The sequence below is a fragment of the Stenotrophomonas sp. YJH_SMC_14-1 genome, from assembly GCF_059372275.1.
The window spans coordinates 707,845-721,782 of the sequence record NZ_JCAFVK010000001.1; the positions used below are offsets into that span (position 1 = coordinate 707,845).

Annotated in this window: 18 protein-coding genes, 3 tRNA genes and 1 riboswitch; of the genes, 13 read left to right on the top strand and 8 right to left on the bottom strand. The window is 66.0% G+C overall.

Going from position 1 to position 13,938, the window contains the following annotated elements:
* The first annotated feature begins 136 nt into the window (after positions 1 to 136).
* The 4 genes from AC5P9P_RS03460 to AC5P9P_RS03475 all read left to right on the top strand — a co-directional run bounded on the left by AC5P9P_RS03460 (position 137) and on the right by AC5P9P_RS03475 (position 1,871).
* Positions 137 to 212 (top strand) — tRNA-Gly (locus AC5P9P_RS03460).
* A gap of 66 nt (positions 213 to 278) precedes the next feature.
* A tRNA-Cys gene (locus AC5P9P_RS03465) sits at positions 279 to 352 on the top strand.
* 117 nt (positions 353 to 469) lie between these two features.
* Complete coding sequence (locus AC5P9P_RS03470) at positions 470 to 1,384, top strand: ADP-ribosylglycohydrolase family protein (protein WP_111108373.1); 915 nt, start codon at positions 470 to 472, stop codon at positions 1,382 to 1,384.
* A gap of 217 nt (positions 1,385 to 1,601) precedes the next feature.
* On the top strand, positions 1,602 to 1,871 hold the full coding sequence (locus AC5P9P_RS03475; protein WP_005408911.1) for a hypothetical protein: 270 nt from the start codon (positions 1,602 to 1,604) through the stop codon (positions 1,869 to 1,871).
* Positions 1,872 to 2,130: 259 nt separating this feature from the next.
* Here AC5P9P_RS03475 and AC5P9P_RS03480 read toward each other — a convergent pair whose 3' ends face one another.
* On the bottom strand, positions 2,131 to 3,207 hold the full coding sequence (locus AC5P9P_RS03480; RefSeq protein WP_495232597.1) for an alpha/beta hydrolase family protein: 1,077 nt from the start codon (positions 3,205 to 3,207) through the stop codon (positions 2,131 to 2,133).
* 261 nt (positions 3,208 to 3,468) lie between these two features.
* Here AC5P9P_RS03480 and AC5P9P_RS03485 point away from each other — a divergent pair, with 261 nt between their 5' ends.
* Complete coding sequence (locus tag AC5P9P_RS03485) at positions 3,469 to 3,987, top strand: P-loop nucleotide/nucleoside kinase family protein (protein ID WP_049404167.1); 519 nt, start codon at positions 3,469 to 3,471, stop codon at positions 3,985 to 3,987.
* A 10-nt stretch (positions 3,988 to 3,997) separates the two neighbouring features.
* Here AC5P9P_RS03485 and AC5P9P_RS03490 read toward each other — a convergent pair whose 3' ends face one another.
* Entirely contained in the window at positions 3,998 to 4,915 is a 918-nt protein-coding gene (locus AC5P9P_RS03490; protein WP_005412840.1) for a LysR family transcriptional regulator, read from the bottom strand.
* Positions 4,916 to 5,018: 103 nt separating this feature from the next.
* Here AC5P9P_RS03490 and AC5P9P_RS03495 point away from each other — a divergent pair, with 103 nt between their 5' ends.
* On the top strand, positions 5,019 to 6,038 hold the full coding sequence (locus AC5P9P_RS03495; RefSeq protein WP_005412841.1) for an aldo/keto reductase: 1,020 nt from the start codon (positions 5,019 to 5,021) through the stop codon (positions 6,036 to 6,038).
* Positions 6,039 to 6,058: 20 nt separating this feature from the next.
* Complete coding sequence (locus AC5P9P_RS03500; RefSeq protein WP_049452801.1) at positions 6,059 to 6,469, top strand: SRPBCC family protein; 411 nt, start codon at positions 6,059 to 6,061, stop codon at positions 6,467 to 6,469.
* A 58-nt stretch (positions 6,470 to 6,527) separates the two neighbouring features.
* Here the strand turns inward: AC5P9P_RS03500 and AC5P9P_RS03505 are convergent, their stop codons facing one another.
* Positions 6,528 to 7,022, bottom strand: coding sequence for a DUF6265 family protein (locus AC5P9P_RS03505; protein WP_111108376.1), 495 nt, complete (start codon positions 7,020 to 7,022; stop codon positions 6,528 to 6,530).
* A 134-nt stretch (positions 7,023 to 7,156) separates the two neighbouring features.
* Between AC5P9P_RS03505 and AC5P9P_RS03510 the strand changes: the two genes are divergently transcribed.
* On the top strand, positions 7,157 to 7,990 hold the full coding sequence (locus AC5P9P_RS03510; protein WP_024956612.1) for an AraC family transcriptional regulator: 834 nt from the start codon (positions 7,157 to 7,159) through the stop codon (positions 7,988 to 7,990).
* Positions 7,991 to 7,993: 3 nt separating this feature from the next.
* On the opposite strand, the gene crcB is transcribed toward AC5P9P_RS03510, so the two are convergent.
* Both crcB and AC5P9P_RS03520 read right to left on the bottom strand, forming a co-directional pair.
* Positions 7,994 to 8,386: a fluoride efflux transporter CrcB gene (gene crcB, locus AC5P9P_RS03515; protein WP_049452795.1), complete on the bottom strand. Its 393-nt coding sequence runs from the start codon at positions 8,384 to 8,386 to the stop codon at positions 7,994 to 7,996.
* An 82-nt stretch (positions 8,387 to 8,468) separates the two neighbouring features.
* Positions 8,469 to 8,532, bottom strand: a riboswitch (Fluoride riboswitch).
* A gap of 22 nt (positions 8,533 to 8,554) precedes the next feature.
* A complete protein-coding gene (locus AC5P9P_RS03520; RefSeq protein WP_005408921.1) occupies positions 8,555 to 8,956 on the bottom strand; it encodes a transcriptional regulator in 402 nt (133 codons plus the stop codon).
* A 111-nt stretch (positions 8,957 to 9,067) separates the two neighbouring features.
* Here AC5P9P_RS03520 and AC5P9P_RS03525 point away from each other — a divergent pair, with 111 nt between their 5' ends.
* Positions 9,068 to 9,277 carry a helix-turn-helix domain-containing protein gene (locus AC5P9P_RS03525; protein ID WP_005408922.1) on the top strand — a complete coding sequence of 70 codons (210 nt, stop codon included), beginning with the start codon at positions 9,068 to 9,070 and terminating at the stop codon, positions 9,275 to 9,277.
* 352 nt (positions 9,278 to 9,629) lie between these two features.
* The gene (locus AC5P9P_RS03530) at positions 9,630 to 9,866 is read left to right on the top strand and encodes a hypothetical protein (protein ID WP_005408923.1); all 237 of its coding nucleotides are present in this window, start codon (positions 9,630 to 9,632) and stop codon (positions 9,864 to 9,866) included.
* 1 nt (position 9,867) lies between these two features.
* Here the strand turns inward: AC5P9P_RS03530 and AC5P9P_RS03535 are convergent, their stop codons facing one another.
* Positions 9,868 to 10,911, bottom strand: a complete 1,044-nt coding sequence (locus AC5P9P_RS03535) for a 4Fe-4S dicluster domain-containing protein (protein WP_033834667.1) — start codon at positions 10,909 to 10,911, stop codon at positions 9,868 to 9,870.
* A complete protein-coding gene (locus tag AC5P9P_RS03540; RefSeq protein WP_033834668.1) occupies positions 10,908 to 11,195 on the bottom strand; it encodes a hypothetical protein in 288 nt (95 codons plus the stop codon). Before AC5P9P_RS03540 ends, AC5P9P_RS03535 begins: the two co-directional genes overlap by 4 nt.
* Positions 11,196 to 11,373: 178 nt before the next feature.
* Between AC5P9P_RS03540 and AC5P9P_RS03545 the strand changes: the two genes are divergently transcribed.
* Together AC5P9P_RS03545 and hemN are read left to right on the top strand one after the other, a co-directional pair.
* The gene (locus AC5P9P_RS03545; RefSeq protein WP_033834669.1) at positions 11,374 to 11,811 is read left to right on the top strand and encodes a group III truncated hemoglobin; all 438 of its coding nucleotides are present in this window, start codon (positions 11,374 to 11,376) and stop codon (positions 11,809 to 11,811) included.
* 44 nt (positions 11,812 to 11,855) lie between these two features.
* On the top strand, positions 11,856 to 13,265 hold the full coding sequence (hemN, locus tag AC5P9P_RS03550; RefSeq protein WP_043034401.1) for an oxygen-independent coproporphyrinogen III oxidase: 1,410 nt from the start codon (positions 11,856 to 11,858) through the stop codon (positions 13,263 to 13,265).
* 23 nt (positions 13,266 to 13,288) lie between these two features.
* On the opposite strand, the gene AC5P9P_RS03555 is transcribed toward hemN, so the two are convergent.
* Positions 13,289 to 13,375, bottom strand: a tRNA-Leu gene (locus tag AC5P9P_RS03555).
* Between the two features lie 128 nt (positions 13,376 to 13,503).
* Between AC5P9P_RS03555 and AC5P9P_RS03560 the strand changes: the two genes are divergently transcribed.
* Positions 13,504 to 13,938 (top strand): BLUF domain-containing protein, encoded by a 435-nt coding sequence (locus AC5P9P_RS03560; protein ID WP_005408981.1) that lies wholly within the window; start codon positions 13,504 to 13,506, stop codon positions 13,936 to 13,938.

The window sequence follows — 13,938 nt, forward strand, 5'->3', positions numbered from 1 at the left end:
ACAGGGCCCCGGTAGGGGCCTTGTTTTTCTCCCGCCACGGCAAGGCGGGGCACGTTGGGCCACAAGGCTTTACGCGCAGTCAGAAAAGTGAAATCGCTGGTGTGTTTTCCGGATTTCCGGTAGCATGTCGGCTTACGCGGGAATAGCTCAGTTGGTAGAGCGCAACCTTGCCAAGGTTGAGGTCGCGAGTTCGAGTCTCGTTTCCCGCTCCATGTTCCGACAGGCCCCATCTTGGGGTTTTGTCTTGTCAGGGCTAGGTTCCTGGCGCGCAGTACGTTGGCCTCATGGCAGAGTGGCTATGCACCGGATTGCAAATCCGTTTACAGCGGTTCGATTCCGCTTGAGGCCTCCAATTGAAAAGCCCTGACTCCGGTCAGGGCTTTTTTGTTTGGCTGCGATCGATTCCCCGCTCGCGCGATCACCGCTCGGCAGTCAGTCATGGCAGATGCGGTGGCGCTACACTCGTGTGATGAACCAGATTGATCACTTCCGCGGCGCCTTGCTCGGCCTCGCGTGCGGCGATGCCGTCGGTACCACGCTGGAGTTCAAGCCTCGTGGCAGCTTCACCCCGATCACCGACATGGTGGGTGGTGGGCCGTTCCAGCTGCAGCCGGGGCAATGGACCGACGATACCTCCATGGCGATGTGCCTGGCCGAGAGCCTGGTGCGTTGTGACACCTTCGATGTGCACGATCAGATGAACCGCTACGCCAACTGGTACCGGCATGGGTACTGGAGTGCGACCGGCGAGTGCTTCGATATCGGTATGGCAACGCGGGCTGCCATCGACCGGTTCCTGCAGGACGGCCAACCGCTGGCGGGTAGTGACGACCCACGCAGCGCTGGCAATGGCTCGATCATGCGTTTGGCGCCGGTGGCATTGCGCTACGCCGGGACTCCCGACCTGCAGGCCATGGCCGAGCTGAGTTCGCGAACGACGCACGCTGCGCAGGAGTGCCTGGAGGCGTGCCGCTTGCTGGCGGTCGCGCTGGAGCGGGCGTTGGCAGGTGGCACCCGTGACGCGGTGCTGGATCTCAGCAATGTCCCTGTCGAGAGCGCGCGGCTGCGGCAGATCGCGGCGGGCGGCTACCGCGGTGCCGCGCGTGAGCAGATCCGTGGCAATGGCTATGTTGTCGACAGTCTGGAAGCTGCACTCTGGTGCTTTGATCGCCACGACACCTTTGAAGCCGTCGTACTCGAGGCGGCCAATCTTGGCGAGGACGCCGACACCACGGCCGCCATTGCGGGGCAGCTGGCGGGCGCATTCCATGGTGCGCGCGGAATCCCCGGGCGGTGGTTGCAGCGGCTGGCCCTGCGTGCCGAAATCCAGGCGCTGGCCGATGCGCTGCACGCCTTGAACCAGGGCAGCGACCGCGCTGCGTGAGTCGGGTTCCCTGCCTGTGAACTGCGCCGGCAGGACGCTCCATGCCGTCGCCATTTCCGACGCCGCGAGGGAACCCGTGCGGCAGCTCACATGCCGCGGCCGCCAGTCTCAGCCGGCCGCGACATGGCAAGGCGTTATGGTCGAGTTCCACGTCTCAGGGAGCTGCAATGGCGAGCAAGGACATCACGGGTCGCTTCGGGCACGGAGCGAATCGGAAATGAGCAAAATCATGGCAGATGTGCGTTGGCTGACCTTTCGGTTGAAGAACGGGCAATCCATCGGCCCGGAGCGGCTGAAGGACGGATGGGTGATTGCCTCGGAAACCGCCCGCTGCGAGGTCCGCCGCGAGCATATCGAGGGATCGGGCCTGGTGTACGCCCTGTATGCGCCGGCCAACCTGGCCTCACCGCGGCGCGCGGAAATGCGCATGCGCGAATTCCTGATGAGCTCGGGCTACACCTTCACGATGGGCACGCTGGGCGGCTGATCCCCGCCTGCTGCGGCCACGGGCGCACGGCCAAGACCTGGCCGAGCGCGCCGATCTGACCGCGCGCATCGAACGGCACTGTGCTGGTCGGCCGACACCCGGGTGGCCAAACGGCACCGACATGTCGAAGCCCAGCCACTCGCCTTCGGGCATGCCGAACAGGTGCGCGGTCAGATCGAGGGGAGGCGGCACATGCTGCGCGGGTCCCTGCACCGTAAGCGTTGCCAGCCTGGCGGACACGTTTCGCTACGCGATGGACTCAGCGTTGCACTGTCTTCAAGGCATCGACAACCTGTGCTTCAGAGAAGCCACAATGTCCTTCGCCCACCGATGGCAGTACCCGTGGCGCTGGCCGCGCACCGGCGTGTGCGGCCAACTGCGGATACACCGTCTGCATGTGCGGCACGATGGTCGGGTCGTTGTGGTTGAACTGGATCACCAGCGGGCGCTGCAGTGCGCCGGTCAGCGCCAGCGTCGCGCGCACCCTGGCCTGCGCGGCAGGTACAGCATCGATGCGCCGCACCCCGGCGTTGAATGCGGCGTCATCGCCGAAGCCGCTGTAGACCATGCCCCTGTTGCCGACCGGCATGCCACCGCTGCGTGTGGCCAGCTCGTGCAGGACCAGGGCGTGCAGGCTGATCGTGCCGGCCACTTCATCGGGGGAAACCTGCAGCCGCTGCGCCAGCAACGCGGCATGCGCCGGGTCGCGTTGCAGCGCGGTGGCGATGCCCTGGTAAAGCTCACTCTGGGGCAGCGTGGCTGCTTCGCGCGACGCCAACCCGGTGACCGGCAGCCCCTCAGCCTTGGGGAAGAAATAATCGAACGCGACCAGTGTGGTCAGCAGGTCGGCCGCGATCTGTTCGCCACTGAGATTGGCGCCGCACAGCGACACACCACCGGCATAGTGCTGCGGGAAACGCTCGAGGCTGCCAATGGTTACGGCACCACCCATCGAGAAGCCCAGCATCCAGGTGTGTCGCACGCGCTTGAGTTCACCCAGGGCATGCTGTCGCAGGTGTTCCATGTCGGTGATCGCCTCGGCCACCGCCCAGCCTTGGCTGGAATACGCGCTCTGCGCGACGGCGTAGCCCGCGCCCAGCAGTGCTGCGGTGCTGTCACCGGCGGCCATTGGCGTGGTGCGTGGCACGCCCACGGGCTCATAGCCATGGGCCAGCATCACCAGGTCGCCGTTCCAGTCTGCCGGTATATCCAGCCGCCAGGGGGCGTCCTGCAGCTCGCCGCTGAGCGTGCGTGGTGCCGTGGTTGGTGCTGCCAGCGATGCCGTCGAAGCATGCAGCAGGCCAAGGGCGAGGGCACATCGAAGCAAGGGGCGCATCGTGGTCATTCCATGCGGGAATGGCGCCGAGCATAGATGCCAGCGGAATGTTGCGCGCGCTGCACTGCCGCAGGGGATTGCGGGCCGTACAGGCGGCGCTCTACGCTGGTGGCATGGCTCCGCACGTCACCGCGTCGATTATCCGCATTCCCCAAGGGAAGGCGGGGTAGCGCGCGGTCGTCACGGCCCTGCAACCCGCCCGGGAAGGCGGATTGCATGCAGCGCTCTCCCGGGAACTGGAATCCACCGAGGAGATCGCAGATGCATCACCCTTCATCCGCCGATGGCGGCGCAACCCTGCACCTGCTGTGCGGCAAGATCGGCGCAGGAAAATCGACGTTGTCGCAACAGCTGGCGGCCAAGCCTCGCCACGTATTGATCAGCGAAGATGCCTGGTTGGCTACGCTGCACCCGGGCGAAATCCACTCCGTCGCCGATTATCTGCAGCGCGCAACCACGCTGCGCAGCGTGCTGACCGATCATCTGCGTGCGCTGCTGCAGGCCGGCGTCTCGGTGGTGCTCGATTTCCCCTTCAACACGCCCGCAACCCGCGGGTGGGCACGTGAGGTGTTCTCGCCAGTGGGCGCCGCGCATCAACTGCACTTCCTCGATATCGCCGACGAGGTCTGCAAGGCGCGGCTGCGTGCACGCAATGCATGCGGCGAGCATCCGTTCCAGGCCAGCGATGAGGAATTCGAGCAGATCACCCGCCACTTCGTTGCACCGGCCGCAGAAGAGGGTTTCATGGTGATGCGCTACACCGAGGCAGGCCCGGCATAGCGCGGTCGGCTCAGTCGCCGAATGCCGGCTTGCCTTCGGTGGCGGTGCGCACGAGCGTCCTGCGGAAGGTCTCGACCAGGGGGCGCAGGTTGATGCGGTGCCAGGCCGCCCACAGCGGTGTGCGGTAGCTGAACCACGGCAGCTCGCGCAGCACCACGCCGTCCGGCGCCTGGTGATCCAGGCTCTGCTGGACGGTGGTCAGGCCCAGGCCGGCGGCAACCAGGCCAAGCGCGGCCAGTGGCTCGGTCGCTTCCATGGCGATGGTCGGGGTGAACCCGGCTTTCGCACACGCGGCGATGAAGGTGTCGTGGCGCAGTGCGTTTTCCCTGTGCATCACGCCGATCCACTGCTGGCTGGCCAGATCCGCGGGCGTGATGATTTCTGCGCTGGCCAGTGCGTGCGCTGCCGGCACGGCCAGCAGCATCGGGTCGTTCAGCACCTGCGTGGCCTCCAGGTCCGGATCGTCGAACGCCGGTGGTTCGCAGACCAGGGCGATGTCCAGGCTGCGTTGTCGCAGGCCTTCCAGCTGCACGTCCGACTGCTGGTTGTAGAGCGCGATATGCACCGCCGGGCGATCGCCGCGCAGTTCGCGCAGGGCGGTGGGCAATACGCCGGAGTGCATCGCGTACTCCAGATAGCCGATGCACAGGCCGCCCTCGTCGCCGCGGCCGAGCCGGCGCGCCAGCGATTCCAGCCGGTTGGCATGGGTCAGCAGGGCACGCGCCTCGGCCAGGAAGGTACGGCCATCGGCGGTCAGCCGGATGCGCTGCTGCGAGCGTTCGAACAGCTGCAGTTCCAGCCGTTCCTCCAGCTGGGCGATCTGCCGGCTGAGCGGGGATTGGGAGATGTGAAGGCGCTCGGCAGCGCGGCCGACGTGTTCATCTTCGGCGACGGCCACGAAGTAGCGCAGTTGGCGGAGGTCGAGCATAAGACCCTGCGGGACTCAAGATAATTAAATTATGTCTTGGACAGTCTTATCGGGCAAGCCTAGCCTGTGCCTCAACTTCAACAACCTCCCCAAGGGGGAACCCATGAGCATCAACACGCTGCTGGCTGGCAAGACCCTCGGCTTCGGTACCGCGCCGCTGGGCAACATGTTCCGTGACATCCCGGAAGCCGAGGCTCAGGCCACGGTGGACGCGGCCTGGGAACAGGGCACCCGCTACTTCGATACCGCCCCGTTCTATGGCGCAGGCCTGGCCGAGATCCGCCTTGGCGACGCGCTGGCCAAGCGCAACCGCGATGACTTCGTGCTCAGCACCAAGGTCGGCCGCCTGATCCTGGACGAAGTGGAAGACACCAGCGCCCGCGACCTTGGCGAGAAGGGCGGCCTGTTCGTCGCCGGCCGCCCCAACAAGCTGGTCAACGATTACTCGGCCGATGCCACCCTGCGTTCGATCGACGACAGCCTCAAGCGCCTGAAGACCGATCGCCTGGATATCGTCTGGGTGCACGACATCGCACAGGACTTCTACGGCGATGAGTGGCTGTCGTACTTCGAGACCGCACGCCGCGGCGCCTTCAAGGTGCTGACCCGCCTGCGCGAGGAAGGCGTGATCAAGGCCTGGGGCCTGGGTGTCAACCGTGTCGAGCCGATCGAGCTGACCCTGGACCTGGACGAAGCCCGTCCGGATGGCTTCCTGCTGGCCGGCCGCTACTCGCTGCTCGACCACGAGCGTGCGCTGCAGCGGGTGATGCCCAAGGCGGCCGAGCGCAACACCGGCGTCGTGGTCGGCGGTCCGTACAGCTCCGGCGTGCTGGCCGGTGGCAGCCACTTCGAGTACCAGAAGGCGTCGCCGGAGATCCTGGCCAAGGTCGAGCGCATCAAGGCCATCGCGGCCGAGTACGGCATCAGCATCAAGGCGGCCGCGTTGCAGTTCTCGCTGGCCAACCCGGCAGTGGCTGCGGTGATTCCGGGCGCCAGCCGTCCCGAGCGCATCGCCGAAGACTACGCCGCACTGAAGGAAATCATCCCGGCCGGGTTCTGGCAGGCGCTGCGCGCCCAGGGCCTGGTCGCGGCCAACGCCCCGCTGCCGATCGACAACATCTGAGTCCCGAAGGAGACATTCCCATGGCAACTGCTTCTGTATCCATCACCGTGCCGACCCCGGCCGACCAGGTCTGGAACCTCATCGGCGGCTTCGATTCATTGCCCGACTGGCTTCCGTACATTCCCCAGAGCACGCTCAGCGAAGGCGGTCGCGTGCGCCATCTGGCCAATCCCGATGGCGATGCCATCGTCGAGCGCCTGGAAGCCTTCGACCAGGCCGATCGCAGCTACACCTACTCGATCCTGCAGGCCCCGTTCCCGATCAGCGGCTATCGATCCACCCTGCGTGTGGTCGAGCAGGGCGACGGTTCGCGGATCGACTGGTCCGGTGAGTTCACTCCGGTAGGCGTCAGCAACGAAGAAGCGTCCGCGCTGTTCGAGGGCATCTATCGCGATGGCCTGAAGGCCCTGGAAACCACGCTGGCCGGGTGAATGCCCGTGTGGCGTTGACCGCATGCAGGCGCCCCGGCCGGTCCGGGGCGTCTGCGTGTCAGGGTGCGGGCGTCGGTGCACCGCAGGCGACGCGATGCATGGGAAAGTCCATTGCCTGCTTCGGATTGTCCTGCGCGATCTCGATGCGCGCATGTGCGCGCTGGTCGTCGAGGCGCCGGTAGCGGATACGTTGTGGGAAGTCGTTGGCAGGATTCTCGAAGACCGCCTCGTTGGCATCGACCCGGGTGGCAACGAAGTCCGTGGCGTTCTGGCCAGAGGGCAGGGTAGTCAGCACCAGGCGCCCATCATCGTGCTGGCGCAGTTGCATGAACTCGAAGCCGACGGTTCGCCCTTCACGCAGGCTGCGGCTGCTGCCGAACAGGGTGTTTCCAGCCAGGCTGGTCCATTGCTCGCCGGCACCGGGTGGCTGCCCATCAAGCTGCCAGCAACCGGCCAGCCAGGCCAGGTGTTCGATCTTCGAGGGTGAGGCGGATAGCGCGTGCGGGGCCGCGAGCAGCAGCGGCAACAGGGCCAGGGCGATGCGGAGTGACATCGGTGCCTCCATGCGCGGGAATGTGCGGCCTGTATAGCGCCCGCCAGATCACGCGGCCAGTGCCGTCCTTTCCAGTGCTGATTCCGATACGATCTGTCACATTGAGCTTATCTCGCTTGACCCGGAGTCCCGTCATGGTCGACCGTCTCGCCATTCTGCTTGAACGCTTCGCGGTCACCGCCTCGGTGTTCCATGCCGGTGCGCTGTGCGGCATCAACACGCTGGAGGGTGAGGATGAAGCCGGGCAGCTGCACTTGGTGCGACGTGGGCCGCTGCAGGTCAGTCATGCCCAGCAGACCGTACAGGTGGATGTGCCCAGCCTGCTGCTGTATCCGCGGCCGATGCCGCACCGCTTCAGTACCGACCCACAGCAGGGCGCCGACATGGCCTGCGCGAACCTGCATTTCGAAGGCGGCCGGCTCAATCCGATCAGCGCCGCGTTGCCGGATTTCATCTGCCTGCCGCTGGCTGGGCTGTATGGCGGCAACGCAGCGCTGGAGTTGTTGTTCGAAGAAGCGTTCGAGCAGCGTTGCGGGCGCGCGGCGATGGTCAACCGCCTGTTCGAGGTGGTGATGATCCAGGTGCTGCGCCAGCTGATGGAAGGTGGCGAAATGCGCGGCGGTCTGTTCGCTGGGCTTGGCCACCCGCGATTGCGGCTGGCGCTGGTGGCGATGCACGAAGCCCCGGCGCAGGGGTGGACGCTGGAGGATCTGGCCGAGGTGGCCGGCATGTCACGCAGCGTGTTCGCCGCCAGCTTCCGCGAAGCGATGGGGACCACCCCGGGCCAGTACCTGCAAGGCTGGCGGGTCGGGCTGGCACAGCAGGCGCTGCGCCAGGGCCGGCCGCTGAAGCGGATTGCCGACGAGGTGGGCTATGGCAGCGAGGCGGCACTCTCGCGCGCGTTCAAGGCGCACACGGGGCAGTCACCACGCGAATGGCGCGGACAGGCGCGTGCTGGCACGGCCTGAGCCTCAGCCGAGCACCAGCCGGGCCAGCTTCATGCCACCGAACAGGCCGGCCAGGCCCAGCGCCACCGAGCCACCGGCATACAGCGCGGCCAGTCCGTGCTGCCCGCGCTGCAGCAGCAGGCCGATCTCCAGCGCATAGGTAGAGAACGTGGTGTAGCCACCAAGGATGCCGGTGGCGAGCAACAGGCGAAGCTGCGGCGAGGCACCATTGCGCATCGCGAAGACCTCGACCACCACGCCCATCAGCAGGGCGCCGCTGACGTTGATCAGGAAGGTCGACCACGGCCAGGGGCTGCCGACGGCCACTCGGGCGCCGATCAGGTTGCAGGCGTGGCGCAGGCAGGCACCGATGCCGCCGCCGACGAAGACCAGGAAATAGTTGTTCAATGCTTGCATGGCGTGCCTCGAATGCGGGTTCGCAGGGTCAATGGCGAACGCCGAGGGCAGGCACGACCTGCCGTCGACGAACACCGGGTTCGTCCTGGCAGGAGCCATCAGCCTTCTCAGGCGGTTATCGGGGGAGCCCCATCCCCATCGCGGTCCATGCTACCAGCGGCGGTGCATTCACGTCATTGAGGTGGTCAGCACGCGGGCCACCTTGCTGCGGCTGAAGCCATCCATCAGCAGTTCGAACGCGAGCAGGTCCAGCGCCGCGTGGCGGCGGTGGTCGATTTCCAGGCCATTCTCGGCCACCAGGTGACTGACCAGCTCGTAGGCGTCCTGCCAGACGTCAAGGTGGGCCTGGCTGGGAATGTAGGCGTTACCCGGCTCCCCGACGCCGCGCCCGTTCACTCCATACAGCAGCTCGCGTGCGTCCAGCTTGGCCGCATCGGCGATGCGGAACAGCTGCTCGGCTTTCACATGGGACGCACTGACATGGTCGTTGAGCCAGTTGCTGATGGTTGCCGTGGTGGATTTGGCGGCGCGGGCCAGATCGGCCGGGCGGGGGTGCCCGGCTTTCTTCATGGCGGCGGCGAGTCGTTGGCCGAGAGTATTCATCTATGCAAGCCAGCTTAACGCGTGGAATGCGAAGAATCCTTGCCGCAAGAATAAGTCTGGTTAACAAAAGGGCAGACCATGACCGAATTCTGGAACAAGCGGCAGGTGCGCACGCGGCTGGGGTTCCAGACCGATGCGGAGCTGGCGCGCTTCTTCGGCATCAGCCGTTCCGCGGTATCGCAATGGCCGAAAGACTTCCCGATCCCCGCTCTGCGGCAGTACATCCTGCATCAGCGCTACCCGAACCTGTTCCCCGCAACTGGCGCCGCCGAAGTCGAATCCGCCTGAATTACGCCGCCTTTTGTCGCATTTAGCGTGCTAAGCGCATTCTGTTAAGTACACTTAGCAAAATAGGAAAAACTGATCGTATTGGCAGTACCTATTGTCGAGGCCTACCGGCTGCCGGACAGGTGCCTGGGGCGCGTTGTCGGCTTCACCCCATCCGGGAGGGGCGGGGTCCCGTATGTGGTTTCGTGAACGATTAATAATTTCAATCGCGAAAGTCGCTGCATGTAATTGACCTGTCGTGAAATCTGTGACTAATTTGGATCAACCGGGCGTGAAGCCTGGGAGTCTTTCAGTAGCACGCAAGTGAGTCGGTAGACCGTCAACGATGCAGAACAAGTCCAACGGAGGTCGTATGGAATACGGCATGCATGGCTTGGCTGAACGGGTACGCCGCGAACTGGAAGCCAGCTATCACAAACACGGATGCGGTCCGGCGTTCTGGGATACCTACCAGCAGGTGCTGGACCGGCTCGTCCCGCAGGGGACCGAGCGTACCGAGTTCACCAACGAAATGGCGCTGATCATCGAGCAGCTGGGCATTGTCCGACGCGCGCAGCTGGTACCACCGCACGCCGACGGGCCGCGTTGATTCAGAGCAGGCGCCAGGCGCCGCAGGCAAGCAGCGCAAGCAGCAAAGACAGCAGGGCCAGGGTCCGGGGTCGCCACCAGCGCTTCGGTTGCCCGGCCATCGCCTGCGGACTGCAGTAGCGCACCAGCCCCGGACCGAACCCGGCCCGGTGCTGTTGCTGTGCGCAGGCTTCCAGACAGGCGCCGCAGGCCAGGCAGTCGGCCTGCGGCCCCTGGCGGATGTCCAGCTGCATCGGGCAGGCGCTGATGCAGGCCGCGCAATCGGTGCAGTCGCCAAGACGGTCGGCGCTGAAGGTCGGCATTGGTCCGGCCAGCAGCGGATGCGCGGCGCGGAACACGTAGTCCTGTGCAGTGGTCGGGTCGAGCAGGCCGCGGCCACGGCCCAGCACGCCGCCCAGGCCGGGCGGGCGAGGTCCGCGTGGCTCGCCGCGGCGGGCGTCGTACAGCATGCGCGGCGTATGTGGATCGGTCAGCAGCGGCTGCATGCGTGCGAACGGGCACAGCGAACGGCAGACCTGCTCGCGCAGGAAGCCGGCGTTTGCCCAGGTGGCGGCGGCATAGAACAGCACCCAGAACGTTTCCCAGCCGCTCCAGCCGGCGCGCGGCGCTGCGATCACCAGCTCGGCGATGGGGCTGAACAGGCCCACGAAGGTGATGCCGGTCCACAGCGAGAGCAGCCCCCAGGCCAGCTGTGTGGCCGCGCGCGCAACGCGTGCCGGAAGCGCGCGGGCCACGCCGTCGGCGATCCAGTCGAAGGCACGGCGCCACAGTGTCTGCGGGCAGGCGTGGCCGCACCAGATGCGCCCGGCGAGGTGGGTGAGCAGTGCCAGCCCCACCGCGAGCACCGCCAGCAGGCCGACCAGCACCCCGACGTCTCCCGGCCACAGCGTCCAGCCGAACAGATCGAAGCGGCGGGCGTTGATATCCAGCAGCAAGGCCTGGCGGCCGTCCCAGCGCAGCCATGGCAATGCGTAGAACAGCACCAGCAAGGCGGCGCTGAGCGTGCCGCGCCAGTGCCGTGGTCTCGGTGTGCAGGTCGTACTCATCCCAGCGGCAGCTCGTCGTCGTCGCCGCTGGGCATCGGTCGCTGCAGGTACCAGGTGATCGCGCTGGACAGCGCAGTCACCGTCCAGAACATGAAGAAGCCAACCGTGTAGCCCATTTCACGGCTGATCTGCGTGCCCGGGAAACTGATGGCCTGCAACCGCAGCGGGTCGACGAAGGCGAAGAACACCACGCTGGCCAGGCCGGCAGCGATGAAGCTGGGCCAGAGGATCGCGCCCCATTGCTGGATCAACTGCTGGCGACGGTTGGGAGAGGGTCTGTTCATGCTGTCCCGGATCGAAAAGTGGGCGGCGCGTATACTCGCCTGGGTTGGCGCGGCATCCGCAGGGCATGCTTCCTGCAAGCGTGCCAGCCTAGGTGCAGCGGACTGCGCCGACATTGATCTGGATCAACGGTGGTGCCGGCCGGCTGCGGCACACTGCCGGCACGCTTTGGGTACCCCGATGAACGCAACGCCGCCTGTCCTTCCTGTCGCCTCGCCCGAGCTGTGCACCGAGCAGGAAGTGACCCGCCTGGTCCACGACTTCTACGCCCGCGTGCGCGGGGAGGAGCGATTGGGGCCGGTGTTCGAGGCCCACGTCCACGACTGGCCGGAGCATCTGGCCCAGCTGGTCGACTTCTGGTCGGCGATGCTGCGCGGCACCCGGCGCTTCAAGGGTTCGCCGATGTCCAAGCACATGGCCATCGAGCTGGACAAGGATCTGTTCGACCGCTGGCTGGTGCTGTTCCGGATCACCACCGCCGAATGCAACAACCCGCCGATGCAGGAGCTTGCCAACGACGTGGCTGCGCGCATCGGTGACACCTTCTGGAAGCGCTACCAGATGCTGCGATGGCCGCAGGTCGGCCTGCCGGTGCTGGGGATGCCCGCCAAGGATTGATCTGGGTCAAGGCGGCGCAGGCCGCCCAGCGCGATGCTGGCGCCATGGACACGTTCTCTCCCGCCGCTGGTGGCCTGGCCTGGACCTTCGACCCCGACCTTCTGCGCCGGCACGACCGGCCGGGCCCGCGCTACACCTCGTACCCGACCGCGCCGCATTTCCATGATGGGTTCGACGCGCCGGCGCTGCGCCAGGCGATCGCCGACAGCAACCAGCTGGCCCGCGCGCTGTCGTTGTACGTGCATGTGCCGTTCTGTTCCAGCCCGTGCTTCTACTGCGGCTGCAACCGGGTGATCACCCGCGATCGCGGCCGTGGCCACAGCTATGTGTCGCGCGTGCTGGCCGAGGCCGACCTGCTGGCACCACAGTTCGAGGACGGTCGCGAGGTCATCCAGCTGCATCTGGGCGGTGGTACGCCGAACTTCCTCGATGCCGAGGCGATGACCACACTGGTGGAAGGGTTGCGCCGGCGCTTCGATTTCAGCGATTCACCGCAGCGCGATTTCTCGATCGAACTCGATCCACGCTTCATCGATACCCGTGACGTCGCCATGCTGGCGCGCCTGGGCTTCAACCGGGCCAGCCTGGGCGTGCAGGATTTCGACCCGCAGGTGCAGGAATCGATCAACCGCATACAGGGCGTGCAGCAGACACTGGACATCCTGCGCGCCTGCCGCGACAGCGGCATGCGTTCGGTCAACGTCGATCTGATCTACGGCCTGCCCGGGCAGAGCCTGGAAGGATTCGGCCGCACCCTCGAACGGGTGCTGGCGCTGCGCCCGGACCGCCTGGCGGTGTATGGCTACGCGCACCTGCCGCATCTGTTCCGGGCGCAGAAGCAGATCGACGAAAGCCGGTTGCCGTCGCCGGAAGACAAGCTGGCGCTGCTGGGCCTGGCGGTGGAGAAGCTCTCCGCGGCCGGCTACCAGTACATCGGCATGGATCATTTCGCATTGCCGGAAGAGGATCTGTCACGCGCGCAGCGTGCCGGCCAGCTGCATCGCAACTTCATGGGTTACACCACCCACGCCGATACCGATCTGCTCGGCCTGGGCGTAAGTGCGATCAGCCATATCGGCGCCACCTACAGCCAGAATCCACGTGACCTGGCGTCCTGGGAGGACGCGGTGGACCAGGGGCAGTTGCCGGTCTGGCGCGGTGTCGCGCTGAGTGCCGACGACCAGCTGCGCGCGGAGCTGATCCAGCAGCTGATGTGCCAGGGCGAGGTGGATGGTGCGGTGCTGGGGCAGCGCCACGGCGTGGATTTCCAGCAGTACTTCGCCGAGGACCTGCGTTCGGTACAGCGGCTGCAGGAAGATGGCCTGGCCGAATACCGCGATGGCGTGGTGCGTGCGAGCGAACCCGGGCGACCGTTGCTGCGGTTGCTGGCAATGTGCTTCGACCCGTATCTGCGTGCCGCACATGAGCAGCCACGTTACTCGCGGGCGATCTGAAAGCGGGATGTGCTGCATGCGTGTGGTGCCCGGAGCCGGAATCGAACCGGCATGGGGTTGCCCCCGGCGGATTTTAAGTCCGATGCGTCTACCAGTTTCGCCATCCGGGCCTGCAGCGCGGCGCCGATTGTAGCCTACCCGTGTCGCTGCAGCCGGATTGCGCGTGAGCGACGTGCTTAACTGTTATCCCTGTTCATGTCATAGTCCCAGCCACCGTTCCCAGGGGGGGAGCCACCCGATGTCGCTGCACGCGATTGCCTATGCCAGTGAGGCCCGCGCCGATCTGCGGACAACCGATCTTGATCGCCTGCTGGCCGACGCCACGGCATTCAATCGTGTAGCCGGTGTCACCGGTGTCCTGATGTTCGACGGCAGCCGCTTCCTGCAGTATCTGGAAGGCCCCGAAGATGGCATCGATTCGGTGTTCCAGCGCATCTTCAATGCACGCAGCCACGCGCAGATGAGGCTGTTGTGCCGCGCGCCGGTGGTGCAGCGTGCGTTCCCGCGCTGGTCGATGGGGACGCGGCGGATCGATGCGGACCTGCTGACCCAGATCGTTGACGCGGCGTGGCCGGGTTTCCTGCTTGGCAGCGGTGGTTTCGAGCGCCTGCTGCAGGCCTGGACCGGTGCCGACGGCGAGCTGGAACCCGCCGCGGTCGCGCTGGGTTCCTGA